Annotated in this window: 15 protein-coding genes; 9 read left to right on the forward strand and 6 right to left on the reverse strand. The window is 72.8% G+C overall.

What is annotated here, in order from left to right; translation table 11 throughout:
* Positions 1-224 precede the first annotated feature (224 nt).
* The gene (locus tag OG370_RS26650; protein ID WP_328468504.1) at positions 225-908 is read left to right on the forward strand and encodes an ABC transporter ATP-binding protein; all 684 of its coding nucleotides are present in this window, start codon (positions 225-227) and stop codon (positions 906-908) included.
* Positions 909-979: 71 nt separating this feature from the next.
* Here the strand turns inward: OG370_RS26650 and OG370_RS26655 are convergent, their stop codons facing one another.
* Entirely contained in the window at positions 980-1,330 is a 351-nt protein-coding gene (locus tag OG370_RS26655) for a winged helix-turn-helix transcriptional regulator (protein WP_328474430.1), read from the reverse strand.
* 287 nt (positions 1,331-1,617) lie between these two features.
* Here OG370_RS26655 and OG370_RS26660 point away from each other — a divergent pair, with 287 nt between their 5' ends.
* Entirely contained in the window at positions 1,618-2,313 is a 696-nt protein-coding gene (locus tag OG370_RS26660; RefSeq protein WP_328468506.1) for an NADPH-dependent F420 reductase, read from the forward strand.
* A gap of 118 nt (positions 2,314-2,431) precedes the next feature.
* The gene (locus tag OG370_RS26665) at positions 2,432-3,598 is read left to right on the forward strand and encodes a cystathionine gamma-synthase (protein WP_328468508.1); all 1,167 of its coding nucleotides are present in this window, start codon (positions 2,432-2,434) and stop codon (positions 3,596-3,598) included.
* Between the two features lie 389 nt (positions 3,599-3,987).
* Here the strand turns inward: OG370_RS26665 and OG370_RS26670 are convergent, their stop codons facing one another.
* The 3 genes from OG370_RS26670 to OG370_RS26680 all read right to left on the reverse strand — a co-directional run bounded on the left by OG370_RS26670 (position 3,988) and on the right by OG370_RS26680 (position 5,298).
* Positions 3,988-4,185 (reverse strand): hypothetical protein, encoded by a 198-nt coding sequence (locus tag OG370_RS26670; RefSeq protein WP_328468510.1) that lies wholly within the window; start codon positions 4,183-4,185, stop codon positions 3,988-3,990.
* Complete coding sequence (locus OG370_RS26675; protein ID WP_328468512.1) at positions 4,182-4,694, reverse strand: sigma factor-like helix-turn-helix DNA-binding protein; 513 nt, start codon at positions 4,692-4,694, stop codon at positions 4,182-4,184. The genes OG370_RS26670 and OG370_RS26675 overlap by 4 nt, the downstream gene beginning before the upstream one ends.
* A 91-nt stretch (positions 4,695-4,785) precedes the next feature.
* Positions 4,786-5,298 (reverse strand): MarR family winged helix-turn-helix transcriptional regulator, encoded by a 513-nt coding sequence (locus tag OG370_RS26680; RefSeq protein WP_328468514.1) that lies wholly within the window; start codon positions 5,296-5,298, stop codon positions 4,786-4,788.
* A 213-nt stretch (positions 5,299-5,511) separates the two neighbouring features.
* On the opposite strand from OG370_RS26680, the gene ilvA reads away from it, so the two are divergent.
* The 3 genes from ilvA (at position 5,512) to OG370_RS26695 (ending at position 8,897) form a co-directional block, all read left to right on the forward strand.
* Positions 5,512-6,732, forward strand: a complete 1,221-nt coding sequence (ilvA, locus tag OG370_RS26685; RefSeq protein WP_328468516.1) for a threonine ammonia-lyase — start codon at positions 5,512-5,514, stop codon at positions 6,730-6,732.
* 231 nt (positions 6,733-6,963) lie between these two features.
* The gene (locus OG370_RS26690) at positions 6,964-8,037 is read left to right on the forward strand and encodes an ATP-binding cassette domain-containing protein (RefSeq protein WP_328468518.1); all 1,074 of its coding nucleotides are present in this window, start codon (positions 6,964-6,966) and stop codon (positions 8,035-8,037) included.
* Complete coding sequence (locus OG370_RS26695; RefSeq protein ID WP_328468520.1) at positions 8,034-8,897, forward strand: ABC transporter permease; 864 nt, start codon at positions 8,034-8,036, stop codon at positions 8,895-8,897. Before OG370_RS26690 ends, OG370_RS26695 begins: the two co-directional genes overlap by 4 nt.
* Positions 8,898-9,051: 154 nt before the next feature.
* Here OG370_RS26695 and greA read toward each other — a convergent pair whose 3' ends face one another.
* The gene (gene greA, locus OG370_RS26700) at positions 9,052-9,549 is read right to left on the reverse strand and encodes a transcription elongation factor GreA (RefSeq protein ID WP_328468522.1); all 498 of its coding nucleotides are present in this window, start codon (positions 9,547-9,549) and stop codon (positions 9,052-9,054) included.
* A 377-nt stretch (positions 9,550-9,926) separates the two neighbouring features.
* Between greA and OG370_RS26705 the strand changes: the two genes are divergently transcribed.
* Positions 9,927-10,448: a hypothetical protein gene (locus tag OG370_RS26705; protein ID WP_328468524.1), complete on the forward strand. Its 522-nt coding sequence runs from the start codon at positions 9,927-9,929 to the stop codon at positions 10,446-10,448.
* Between the two features lie 60 nt (positions 10,449-10,508).
* On the opposite strand, the gene OG370_RS26710 is transcribed toward OG370_RS26705, so the two are convergent.
* Complete coding sequence (locus OG370_RS26710) at positions 10,509-10,937, reverse strand: DUF4307 domain-containing protein (RefSeq protein WP_328468526.1); 429 nt, start codon at positions 10,935-10,937, stop codon at positions 10,509-10,511.
* 129 nt (positions 10,938-11,066) lie between these two features.
* Between OG370_RS26710 and mca the strand changes: the two genes are divergently transcribed.
* Together mca and OG370_RS26720 are read left to right on the forward strand one after the other, a co-directional pair.
* Entirely contained in the window at positions 11,067-11,939 is an 873-nt protein-coding gene (mca, locus tag OG370_RS26715; protein WP_328468528.1) for a mycothiol conjugate amidase Mca, read from the forward strand.
* A 29-nt stretch (positions 11,940-11,968) separates the two neighbouring features.
* On the forward strand, positions 11,969-12,196 hold the full coding sequence (locus OG370_RS26720; RefSeq protein WP_328468530.1) for a hypothetical protein: 228 nt from the start codon (positions 11,969-11,971) through the stop codon (positions 12,194-12,196).
* Positions 12,197-12,201 lie beyond the last annotated feature (5 nt).

Genomic DNA, 12,201 nt, shown 5'->3' on the forward strand with positions numbered 1-12,201 from the left:
CTGATCGGCCGCGCCGCCCGCTGATCGGCCTCGCTCGTCGGCCCCGCCCGGTGGCCGGGCGGGGCCGGGTGGCGGCCGATCAGCGGCTACCCGGCTACCCGGCTACCCGGCTACCCGGCTACCCGGCTACCCGGCCGCTCCGCCGCGTGACCCGGCCGTCCGGCCGCCCCCGGGGCCGCTCACCCGGCCACCCCCACTTCCCTTCCGCTCCCAGGAGTCCACCCATGTACCAGCTCAGCGGCGTCACCAAGCGCTATCGCCGGGGCAAGACCAACGTCGACGCCCTGCGCGGGATCGACCTCACCATCGCCGACGGCGACCAGGTCGTCATCCAAGGCCCCACCGGCGGCGGCAAGTCCACCCTGCTCCAGATGCTCGGCGCGCTGGACCGGCCCACCTCCGGCTCGATCGGGTTCGACGGCACCGACCTGGCCAAGCTCAGCGAGGCACGGCTGACCAAGGTCCGCTCGGAGAACATCGGCTTCATCTTCCAGAGCTTCAACCTCATCCCCACGCTCACCGCCCAGGAGAACGTCGAGACCGCGCTGGTGCCGCTCGGGGTCCGCCCGTCGCTGCGCCGCACCCGCGCCGCGGCCGCCCTGGAGTCCGTCGGACTCGGCGAGCGCCTCACCCACCTGCCGTCCGAGCTCTCCGGCGGCCAGCAGCAGCGCGTCGCCATCGCCCGCGCCCTGGTCAAGGAGCCCAAGGTGCTGCTCGCCGACGAGCCGACCGGCAACCTCGACGAGGGCACCCGCGACGACATCATGGCGCTGCTCGAAGGGCTGTGGCGCGACCGCGGCCTCACCTTCATCCTGGTCACCCACGACTCCACCATCGCCAAGCGCGCCCCCCGGCTGGCCACCATCCGCAAGGGCACCCTCACGGTGCGCGAGTCCACCCGCAAGTGAGCCCCCGGGGCCGCGCCGCCGCCCGTCGTCAGCCCGTCGCCCGTCGCCCGTCGTCGGTCCGCCGCCGGCCGTCAGCTCGCCGCCTGCCCGGCGGTACGCTCCTGGGCTTCGAGCAGTTCCTCGCCGTGCTCCCGGGTCCAGCGGCCCATCGCGCGCAGCGGTCCGTCCACCAGGCTGGTGCCCAGCGGTGTGAGGCCGTAGTCGACCCGGGGCGGCGCGGCGCGGAAGGCGCGGCGCTCCACCAGGCCGTTGGCGAGCAGGCGGCGCAGCGACTCGGTGAGCACCTTGTCGCTGATCCCGCCGGCCAGCGTCCGCAACTCGGCCCGGCGCAGCGGTCCTTCGCTCAGCCCGGCGAGGATCACCGGGTCCCAGGTGTGGGCGAACAGCTCGGTGGCCGCGCGCAGCCGGCAGTCCACGAGCAGCCGCTCGCAGGAGGCGTCCCCGGGGTTCCGGGTGTCGTGGGCGCCTCGGTTCTCCCGGGCGGCGTGCGGGGCCCGGGTGCCGGTCGCCGGTCCGGCCGTCGCCGGTCCGGCCGTCGCCGGTGCGGTGGTCGCCGGTGCGGTGGTCGTCGGGGTGGCGCGGTCGTCGTCCATCGTGCCGCCATGGTCCCGCATCCGTTTCCTACCGTCCGGTGCGCGTCGGTTTTCCTACGGTGGCGGTCCCGCGGCGGCCTCGACCCGCAGGCCGCCCACACCTTCGGGAGCACACGATGAGGATCGGGATTCTCGGTACCGGAAACCTGGCAACCGCGCTCGGCGCGGCCTGGGTACGGGCCGGGCACGACGTGGTGGTCGGCGGCCGTTCGCCGGAGAAGGCCGCGGCAGCGGCGGCCGCGATGGGCGGCGGTACGGGCACCGGTGACCCGGGCAGTGGCGGTACGGCCACCGGCGGCACCGCCCGCGCGGGGGCCACCCCCGCCGAGGCCGTCGCCGGGCGGGACGCCGTGCTGCTCGCCGTCACCTGGACCGGGGTGCCCGACATCCTGCGCGCGGCGGGCGCCGCCGGCGGCGCGCTGTCCGGGACCGTGCTGGTCGACCCGGTCAACGCGGTGGACCACGGCGTCGGCGAGCACCTCGTGACCGACGGCCGGGCCGCCGCCGAGCACATCGCGGAACTCGCCCCGGGCGCGCACGTGGTCAAGGCGTTCCACCTCTTCCCCGCGGACCAGTGGTCACCCGGCCGCCCACCGGTCACCGTACCGATCGCGGGCGACGACGAGGCGGCCCTGCGCACCGCCGCCGGCCTCGTCCGCGACGCCGGCGCCGAGCCCGCGGCCGTCGGGCCGCTGCGCCGCGCGCGTCAACTGGAGGAAGCGGCGGGCTTGGTGATCGCCCTGGTCTTCGCCGGGCACGACCCGGGCGCGGCCGTCCCCCACGTGCCGGCCCGCGCCACCGCACGGGCCTGAGCCGCCCCGGCCGCCGGGCGCGGACCCGCCGGGTCGCAACGGGGGTGCGCCACGCCGTACGATCCGGCGTGTTGCGCCGATCAGCGGGTCACGGCGCTCGGCGGCTACGCTCGGCGGCATGAACGATAGCCCTCACCACCCGCGTGCGCACCAGCACTTCGAGACCCTGGCGATCCACGCCGGCCAGCCGGCCGACGCGCAGACCGGTGCGGTGGTCACGCCGATCTACCAGGTCTCGACGTACAAGCAGGACGGCGTCGGTGGACTGCGCGGCGGTTACGAGTACAGCCGCTCGGCCAACCCGACCCGCACCGCGCTCGAACAGAACCTCGCCGCCCTCGAAGGCGGCAGCCGCGGCCTCGCCTTCGCGTCCGGCCTGGCCGCGGAGGACTGCCTGCTGCGTACGGTGCTGACGCCCGGCGACCACGTGGTCATCCCCAACGACGCCTACGGCGGCACCTTCCGGCTCTTCTCGAAGGTCGCCGAGCGGTGGGGCGTGCGGTGGTCGGTCGCCGACACCTCCGACGTGCAGGCGGTACGCGACGCCGTACGGCCGGAGACGAAGCTGATCTGGGTGGAGACGCCGTCCAACCCGCTGCTCGGCATCACCGACATCGCCGCGCTCGCCGGGGTGGCGCACCAGGCCGGGGTGCGGCTGGTGGTCGACAACACCTTCGCCAGCCCCTACCTCCAGCAGCCGCTGGCGCTGGGCGCGGACGTGGTGGTGCACTCCATGACCAAGTACATGGGCGGACACTCCGACGTCGTCGGCGGTGCGCTGGTCACCTCCGACGCCGCGCTCGGCGAGGAGTTGGCGTACCACCAGAACGCGATGGGCGCGGTCGCCGGGCCGTTCGACGCGTGGCTGGTCATGCGCGGGATCAAGACGCTCGCGGTGCGGATGGACCGGCACAGCGAGAACGCCGGGCGGATCGCGGAGATGCTGGCGGGCCACGGCAAGGTCACCCGCGTCTACTACCCCGGGCTCGCCTCGCACCCCGGGCACGAGGTCGCGGCGAAGCAGATGCGGGGCTTCGGCGGGATGGTGTCCTTCCAGGTGGCCGGCGGTGAGGAGGCGGCGGTCGCCGTCTGCGACCGTGCGGAACTCTTCACGCTCGGGGAGTCGCTCGGCGGGGTGGAGTCGCTCATCGAGCACCCGGGGCGTATGACGCATGCGTCTGTGGCCGGTTCCGCGCTCGAGGTTCCGGCGGACCTCGTCCGTATCTCGGTCGGCATCGAAGCGGTGGACGACCTCATCGACGATCTTCGCAGCGCGCTCAACTGACCCACCCGGGTGCCCCGTTCCGCCGGTCGAGGGACCACCTGCCGGTGGGGGGTGCTCGCGCAGGGGGTGGTTGCTCGCCGTGTCCACAGTGCCGCGACGCCGTGGCTTGTCGCTCCGTTCTCCCCCAGAGCTTTGCCTGGGTGGGGGTGCCCCCGGCGGAGCCAGGGGGAGTACCCCCACGCGCCCCTTGGGGGTGCCCTCCTTCCGCGGAGGAAGCCGCAGTTACTCAGGGGCGCGGGGAACTGCGCGCTCAGCAGGCCACCGGCCCGTGGTCGGGAAACACGCCGGGACCGAGACGGTGCAGAGCCGAGGGGCGCGGGGAACTGCGCGACAAGCCACCCACCGGCCGTAAGGGCCCGGCGCCGACAGGACCGGGGCACCCGGGGGGTTCAGGCGAGGAGGAGCACTGCCGTGGTGGCCGCGGCGAGGAGGACCGTGCAGAGCGCGTAGCGCACGATGCGGCGGCGCCGTAGGAGGTGGCGGCCCCGCGCGGCGGCGCGCTCCGCGAGGTCGGAGGGCACCAGCGGGTGCGGGGTGTCGAGTTGCCGCCGCAACTCGTCCTCGCGCCGGTTCGGCGGCGCACTCACCGTCCGACCGCCGAGGCCGTACGGGACCGCGCGGCCCGGGGGCCGACCCGGGCCGGCCGGCTGCGCAGCCTCGCCCCGCTGTGCGCGGCGATCTCGCCGACCCGTTCGACCCCCATCCCGAGCAGCGCCGCGGTCTGCTCCTCCCCGATCCCCTCGAAGTACCGCATGGTGATGATGAGCCGCTCGCGCGCGGAGAGCCCGTCGAGGGCGCCGCCGCGGAGGCGGCGCCAGGGCCGGTAGGCGTACCGCACGAACAGCTCGCTGCGCGCCCGGTCGTAGGGGTCGTCGCCGTCGAGCAGGTGCTGCCAGTCCGCGTAGAGGCGGGCGAGCGCATCGGTGAGCAGCCGCTCGGCGTCGGCCCGGTCGCCGGTGAGGAGAAGGGCGGAGTGCAGCAGCCGTCCGCCCGCGCCCGCGACGAACGCCGCGAACTCCGCGTCCCGGCGGGTCCCCGCGGCCGCCCGGCGCTGACGCCCTGGAGTGCGTCCTGGAGTGCTCCCTGGAGTCCCCACGCGGCCATGGGACGGCACGCGCGGGCCCGCGGTCAATACTCGTGCGTGACCCGGGTCACACCGGTTCGGTGGCGCCGGTGCGGGGGCGCGCTCAGCGGCCGACGATGTCCTCGCCGCGGTCCGGCTCGCCGCGCTGCCCGAACCCGGAGTGCCAGTCGGCCAGCGCGATGTTGAAGCGGCCCAGCAGCTCGGTGAACAGCTCCCGTTCCCGCGGCGACCAGTCCTCGGTCACCTTGGCCATCAACTCCCGCCGGGAGTCGCGTACTTCGCCCAGCCGGCCGCGGCCGCGCGGGGACAGCGCGAGGACGACCGCACGTCCGTCCTCGGGGTGGGAGGTGCGCTTGACCAGGCCGGTGTCCACCAGCGGCGCGACCTGGCGGGTGACCGTGGAGGAGTCGATGCCCATCGCCTCGGCGAGTGCCTTGACGCCCATCGGGCCCTCGTGGTCGAGCCGGTTGAGCAGGAGGTAGGCGGCGCGGTCCATGGAGTTGCGGGCCCTGCCGACACCGCCGAGCCGGGTCTGCTCGGCGCGGCGGGCGAAGAGGGCGACCTGGTGCTGGAGGCTCTCAAGGAGTTCGGTCGAGGTCTCCGGAGGGTTGGACATGACCTTGAAGCTCGCGTTCTGTCGGTCCGGTGGAGTACCGGTGAGGGTTCCGGTCGAAGGTGGGATGAGCGGGGGATGAGCGGGAGGTACGGCGCAGGTACGGCGGGAAGTTGGGAGAAGAGTACGCGGCCACGGTCACCGCGGGGAGCTTCTGCCGACTTCCCGGGCAAAGCGTTGGCCGGGATCGCGAGGTCGGACTGCGAGACTGGGCGCATGGACAACAATCGGCTCCGGTCGATCACCCTGGATGACGTGCGCGGAGCCCACAAGATGCTCTCCGGGGTCGCCCGGATCACCGCGATGGAGACCTCCCGCCACTTGTCGTCGCTGGTCGGGGCGCCGGTGCATCTCAAGTGCGAGAACCTCCAGCGCACCGGGTCGTTCAAGATCCGCGGCGCGTACGTGCGGATCGCCGGGCTGCGCCCGGAGGAGCGCGCGGCCGGCGTGGTGGCCGCCAGCGCCGGCAACCACGCGCAGGGCGTCGCGCTCGCCGCGTCGCTGCTCGGCGTGCGCTCGACGGTGTTCATGCCCATGGGCGCCCCGCTGCCCAAGGTGGCCGCGACCCGCGACTACGGCGCCGAGGTCCGGCTGCACGGCACGGTCGTCGACGAGACGCTGCGGGCGGCGATCGCGTACGCGGAGCGGACCGGCGCGGTGTTCATCCACCCCTTCGACCACCCGGACATCATCGCCGGGCAGGGCACGGTGGGCCTGGAGGTGCTGGAACAGTGCCCCGAGGTGCGGACCGTGGTGGTCGGCGTCGGCGGCGGCGGGCTGGTGGCGGGGATGGCGGTGGCGATCAAGGCGCTGCGGCCGGATGTGCGGGTCGTCGGGGTGCAGGCGGCGGGCGCGGCGGCGTATCCGCCCTCGCTCGCGGCGGGGCGGCCGATAGCGCTGGGCTCGGTGGCGACCATGGCGGACGGCATCATGGTCGGCCGGCCGGGCGACGTGCCGTTCGCGCTGGTCAAGGAGCTGGTCGACGACGTGGTGACGGTCTCCGAGGACGACCTGTCGTCGGCGCTGCTGCTGTGTCTGGAGCGGGCGAAGCTGGTGGTGGAGCCGGCCGGGGCCAGTTCGGTGGCGGCGCTGCTGGCGGCGCCGCGGTCCTTCGAGGGCCCGGTGGTGGCGGTGCTGTCGGGCGGGAACGTGGACCCGTTGCTGATGCAGCGCATCCTGCGGCACGGCATGTCGGCGGCCGGCCGCTACCTGTCGCTGCGGCTGCGGCTCACCGACCGCCCGGGCGCGCTGGCCGGGCTGTTGAGCACATTGTCAGAGGCGGATGCCAATGTGCTCGACATCAGCCATATGCGCACCGACCCGCGGCTCGGCCTCACCGAGGCGGAGGTCGAGGTGCACCTGGAGACGAAGGGGCCCGAGCACCGCGCGGTGGTCGCGACGGCCCTGGAGGACGCCGGTTACCGGGTGATCGGCTGAGCGGGCGGCGTGGCCCCGGGAAAACCGGGCCCCGGAAAAACCGGTTGACGCGATATATCGCGTCTGGCATGCTCGCGAACTATCGCGAAGACGCCCGTCGACCGATGAGTTCCGGTCGGGGCACCGGTCGAACGGGCGCGAGGCAGCGGGCCCGGCCGCGGGCACGCGGCTGCCGCCCCGGTACGCGTCCCGCGTACGCGCACACACGGATCACCGACGGGAGCGAAAGACATGGCGGGCGCCATCTACGCCGAAGGTCTGGTCAAGACCTTCGGAGACGTCAGAGCACTGGGGGGAGTGGATCTCGACGTGCCGGAAGGCACCGTCCTCGGCCTGCTCGGGCCCAACGGCGCGGGGAAGACCACCGCCGTCCGTGTCCTGACCACCCTGCTCCGCCCCGACAGCGGCAAGGCCGTCGTCGCGGGCATCGACGTGCTCAAGCACCCGAACGAGGTCCGCCGGCACATCGGGCTGTCCGGCCAGTTCGCGGCCGTCGACGAGTACCTCACCGGCCGCGAGAACCTGCAGATGGTCGCGCAGCTCTACCAGCTCGACGCGAAGCGGGCCAAGGCGCGCGCCGACGAACTGCTGGAGCGGTTCAACCTCGCCGACGCCGCCAACCGCGTCTCCAAGACCTACTCCGGCGGTATGCGCCGCCGGCTCGACCTGGCCGCCGCCCTCGTGGTCAGCCCGCCGGTGATGTTCATGGACGAACCCACCACCGGGCTCGACCCGCGCAACCGGCAGCAGTTGTGGGAGGTCATCCAGGAACTGGTGGCCGGCGGCACCACCTTGCTGCTCACCACGCAGTACCTGGAGGAGGCCGACCACCTCGCGCACGACATCTGCGTCATCGACCACGGTCTGGTGATCGCCCGCGGCACCTCCGACCAGCTCAAGGCGCAGACCGGCGGCGAGCGGATCGAGGTCGTCGCCCACGACCAGGGCCGGATCGAGGACACCGTGGCCGTGCTGGTCCGGCACGGCAAGGGCGGCCGGGACGCCGTCACCGTCGAGCAGCACACCCGCAAGGTCACCGTGCCGGTCGCCGGCGGCGCCAAGCTGCTGGCCGAGGTGATCCGCGACCTCGACGCCGAGAGCATCGAGATCGACGACATCGGGCTGCGCCGCCCCACCCTCGACGACGTGTTCCTCTCCCTCACCGGGCACACCGCCGAGGAGTCCGAGGCGCAGGCCGCGGAGGCCGCCGACCGTGCCGGCTCCGACTCCGGCTCCGACTCCGGTTCGGGTTCCGGCTCCGGTGACGACCAGCAGGCCGCTTCGGCGAAGGAGAGCACGAAATGAGCGCCGTCACCGGCACCCCCGAGACCCCGCACGCCACCCTCGCGCCGACCCCGCGCGGCGGCGTGCTGGGCTCCCTGCACGACTCCCTGGTCGTCGCCAAGCGCAACCTGCTGCGGATGATGCGCATCCCCGAGGTCGTGATCTTCGGCCTGTTCCAGCCGATCATGTTCGTGGTGCTGTTCAGCTACGTCTTCGGCGGCTCGGTCGCCGTCGGCGGGTCGTCCAACGCCTCCGACTACCGCAACTTCCTGATGGCGGGCATCTTCGCGCAGACCGTCACCTTCGCCACCGCGGGCGCCGGCGCGGGCATCGCCGACGACATGCACAAGGGCCTGATCGACCGGTTCCGCTCGCTGCCGATGTCGCGCGGCGCGGTGCTCACCGGCCGTACCCTCGCCGACCTGGTGCAGACGGCGCTGACCGTGGTCGTCCTCGCCTGCGTCGGACTGCTGGTCGGCTGGCGCATCCACAACGGCGTGCCGAAGATGTTCGGGGCGTTCGCGCTCCTGCTGCTGCTCGGCTACGCCTTCTCCTGGATCGGCGCGCTGATCGGCCTGTCGGTGCGCACCCCCGAGGCGGCCACCTCCGGCGGCCTGGTCTGGCTCTTCCCGGTCACCTTCGTGTCCAACGCGTTCGTCTCCCCGGAGAACATGACGCCGTGGCTGCGGCACATCGCCGAGTGGAACCCGTTCAGCGCCACCGTCCAGGCGAGCCGCACGCTCTTCGGCAACCCGGGCGTGGTCAAGTCCTCGGCCTGGCCGATGGAGCACCCGGTGTGGGCCTCGCTGGCCTGGTCGGTGGTCATCGTGGCGATCTTCCGCACCCTCGCGGTGCGCAAGTACCGCTCCGCGGCCTCCTAGCCGGGGCCGGTCCCTTTACGGGCCGTACGCAGGCCGTACGCGCGCCGGTGCGCCCGCGCCGGGGGCGTACGCCGTACACGTACGCAGCCCCGGCCGTCACCCGACGGCCGGGGCTGCGTCATGCGTGCCGCGAGGGCGGCGCCGCGCGGAGGGCTCAGCCCTGGTACGGCTTCACGTCGAGGACCTTCACCGCCGCCGTCTTGCCGTTCGGCAGCTCGTACGTGGCGTCCTCGCCCTTGCGCTTGCCGGCCACACCCCGGCCGAGCGGCGACTGCGGCGAGTACGTGTCGAGGTCGCTGCCGACCCCCTCGCGCGAGCCGAGCAGGAAGGTCAGCGTGTCGTCCGGGTCGCCGTCGAACGCGATGGTCACCACCATGCCGGGAGCCACCACGCCGTCGTCGGCCGGCGCCTCGCCGACCTTCGCGGTCTCCAGGATCTGGTTGAGCTGCCGGATGCGCAGCTCCAGCTTGCCCTGGTCCTCACGCGCCGCGTGGTAGCCGGCGTTCTCCTTGAGATCGCCTTCCTGACGGGCTTCCTCGATCTTGGCGACGATCTCGGCGCGGGCCGGACCAGACAGATGCTCCAGCTCGGCCTTGAGCTGGTCGTACGCCGCCTGGGTGAGCCAGGTGACGTTGTCGCTGGTCTGGGTCACAGGTGCTCCTCGTCGGTACTGTCATGCGGTGTGCGTATGCGTGTCCCTTTCCGGTGAACAAGTGCATTGCCAGCCGGTGCAGGGACGAAACCACGAGCCTAACAATTCCTGACCGGCGAGGCGGCCTCGTCCTGCCGGTCCGCGGCCCCTCGGCGGCCGGCGGGCGGGTCCCGGGCGGGTCCCGGGCGGCTCCCGGGCGAGCGCCGGGCGGGGTCCCGAACGCGCCTCGAACGCGTTTCCGGGCCTCGTGGAGCCCTTCTGGCGCCCGCCGCTCGGCGCGGCCGACATGAGGCGGCGCCCCCGGCCGGGTGCGGGGAGATATGTCCCACATGCGGTTACATCGTGCGGAGCGACCGTACTGCGCGAAGGGTGGCAGCGTGCCGGACAGCCCGAGCCGGGACACGGCTTACACGACCCTGGGCGTGCCGCGGCAGCGTCTGCTGTTCGGCGGCGTGTACGGGACGGTGCTCGCCAGCTCCCTCGCGTCCGCCCTCGACCACGACACCGGCCAGCCCAACCCCGGCTACGACGCGCTGTGGATTCTGCTGGCCGCGGTCACGGCGGCCGCGGCCCACGGTTACGCGCACACCATCTCCCACTGGTCGGCCGGCGGCGGCAAGAAGGCCACCGTCGAGACGCTTCGGTCGATGCGGGACGAGTGGCCGCTGGTCGCCGCCGTGATCCCGACGCTGTTCGCGCTCCTGGGCGCGTCCGCCGGGTGGTGGAGCGAGAGCGGCGGCACCAGCGTCGTCCTGATCGTCAACACCGCGACGCTCTTCGGATGGGGGCTGTGGGCGGCCCGCGCGGCGGGTCAGGGCTGGGGGCCGTCCTGCCGAGTCGGCGGCGTGGACGTGCTGATCGGCCTGTTCATCGTGGGTGCGAACGTGCTCAGCCACTGACGGAAGCGGGGCCGGGCGGCCGGCCCGGGGCCTGTCCTTCGGCCGTCCCCCGGCGGCTCGTCAGCTGTTCTTCGCGGTCTGGCAGCCCACGAGTTCGCCGGTGGTGCCCAGCGCCGTGGTGCGGAGCGTCACGATCGTGTCGACGTCCTTGGCGTGCTGCGTGATCCGTACGTCCTTGCGGCCGACCTCGTTGTGGTCGGTGTCCTGGGAGCGGACCGTGCAGATCGCGACGGTGCCGGCGCCCTTGTGGACTTCGAGGTGGATCTGCAGGGAGTGGGCGGTCACCGCCTTGAACGAGACGACCTGCGCGCTGATCTTGTTCCCGGTCAGCGAGTGCCAGGCGAAGTAGCCGATGCCGACCGCCAGGAGCGCGCCCAGCACGACCGCGGCCCTGCGCAGGGCGCGGTCCTTGCGGGCGTCCGCGTCCGGGCCGCCGCCGTAACGCCCTTCGGGCAGCGCGGGTGCCGGGCCAGGCTGCACGGCCGTCATGATCGTCCTTCCGTCGGGGACCGCGGAATTATTCGCCCCCGTCTCCCGTCACTATAGGGAGGTTCCCCCGGGTGACTTCGGAGGGGGTTCGACACTGTTGTGAAGACCGGAGACCTAAGGAAGCCAGCCTTGACCGATCAGCTTCGACTGATGGCCGTGCACGCCCACCCCGACGACGAGTCGAGCAAGGGTGCGGCCACCATGGCCAAGTACGTGTCAGAGGGGGTCGACGTGCTGGTGGCGACGTGCACCGGCGGCGAGCGCGGCTCCGTGCTCAACCCCAAGCTCCAGGGCGACGCCTATATCGAGGAGCACATCCACGAGGTCCGGGCCAAGGAGATGGACGAGGCCCGGCAGATCCTCGGCGTGAAGCAGGCGTGGCTCGGCTACGTGGACTCGGGGCTGCCCGAGGGCGACCCGCTGCCGCCGCTGCCCGAGGGCTGCTTCGGCCTGGAGGACGTGGACACCGCGGCCGGCGCGCTGGTGAAACTCATCCGCGAGTTCCGGCCGCAGGTGATCACCACCTACGACGAGAACGGCGGTTACCCGCACCCCGACCACATCATGACCCACAAGATCTCGGTGGTGGCGTTCGAGGCGGCGGGGGACCCCGAGCGCTACCCCGAGGCGGGCGAGCCCTGGACCCCCTCGAAGCTCTACTACAACCAGGGCTTCAACAAGGCCCGCACGCTCGCCCTGCACGAGGCGCTGCTCGCCCGCGGACTGGAGTCCCCGTACGCGGACTGGATCAAGCGGTTCGAGGAGTCCGACCGGCCCGAGCGCAACCTGACCACCCACGTGCCGTGCGGCGACTTCTTCGAGATCCGCGACAAGGCGCTGCTCGCCCACGCCACCCAGATCGACCCCGACGGCGGCTGGTTCCGGGTCCCGATGGACGTCCAGCGCGAGGTCTGGCCCACCGAGGACTACGAACTCGCCCGCTCCCGGGTGGACGTCTCCCTGCCCGAGGACGACCTGTTCGCGGGCGTTCGCGGGGCCTGACCTCCGGGGCCTTGCGGGCCTGAGCAACAATGGAGGGCGTGACTGACTACCACGCCCTCCACCAGCTTGTCCCGCTCGCCCAGGAGCTCGACAAGAACAAGGTGACCCCAGGGCTGCTCGGGTTCGTGGTCTTCGCCGTGATCGCGGTGGGCCTGTGGGCGCTGATGAAGAACATGAACAAGCAGATGAAGAAGATCGACTTCGAGGAGCAGCCGGCTCCCGACACGAAGCCGAAGATCCCGGCGGCGCGGGAGTAACCGCG

Origin of the sequence: Streptomyces sp. NBC_00448 (assembly GCF_036014115.1) — a bacterium.
Lineage (GTDB): Bacteria > Actinomycetota > Actinomycetes > Streptomycetales > Streptomycetaceae > Actinacidiphila.

Bases quoted from the DNA above. Each gene is read 5' to 3' on its own strand.
- OG370_RS26650 (WP_328468504.1), top strand. From the start codon at position 225: ATGTACCAGCTCAGCGGCGTCACCAAGCGCTATCGCCGGGGCAAGACC.
- OG370_RS26660 (WP_328468506.1), top strand. From the start codon at position 1,618: ATGAGGATCGGGATTCTCGGTACCGGAAACCTGGCAACCGCGCTCGGC.
- OG370_RS26665 (WP_328468508.1), top strand. From the start codon at position 2,432: ATGAACGATAGCCCTCACCACCCGCGTGCGCACCAGCACTTCGAGACC.
- OG370_RS26680 (WP_328468514.1), bottom strand. From the start codon at position 5,298: ATGTCCAACCCTCCGGAGACCTCGACCGAACTCCTTGAGAGCCTCCAG.
- ilvA (WP_328468516.1), top strand. From the start codon at position 5,512: ATGGACAACAATCGGCTCCGGTCGATCACCCTGGATGACGTGCGCGGA.
- OG370_RS26690 (WP_328468518.1), top strand. From the start codon at position 6,964: ATGGCGGGCGCCATCTACGCCGAAGGTCTGGTCAAGACCTTCGGAGAC.
- OG370_RS26695 (WP_328468520.1), top strand. From the start codon at position 8,034: ATGAGCGCCGTCACCGGCACCCCCGAGACCCCGCACGCCACCCTCGCG.
- OG370_RS26710 (WP_328468526.1), bottom strand. From the start codon at position 10,937: ATGACGGCCGTGCAGCCTGGCCCGGCACCCGCGCTGCCCGAAGGGCGT.
- OG370_RS26720 (WP_328468530.1), top strand. From the start codon at position 11,969: ATGGAGGGCGTGACTGACTACCACGCCCTCCACCAGCTTGTCCCGCTC.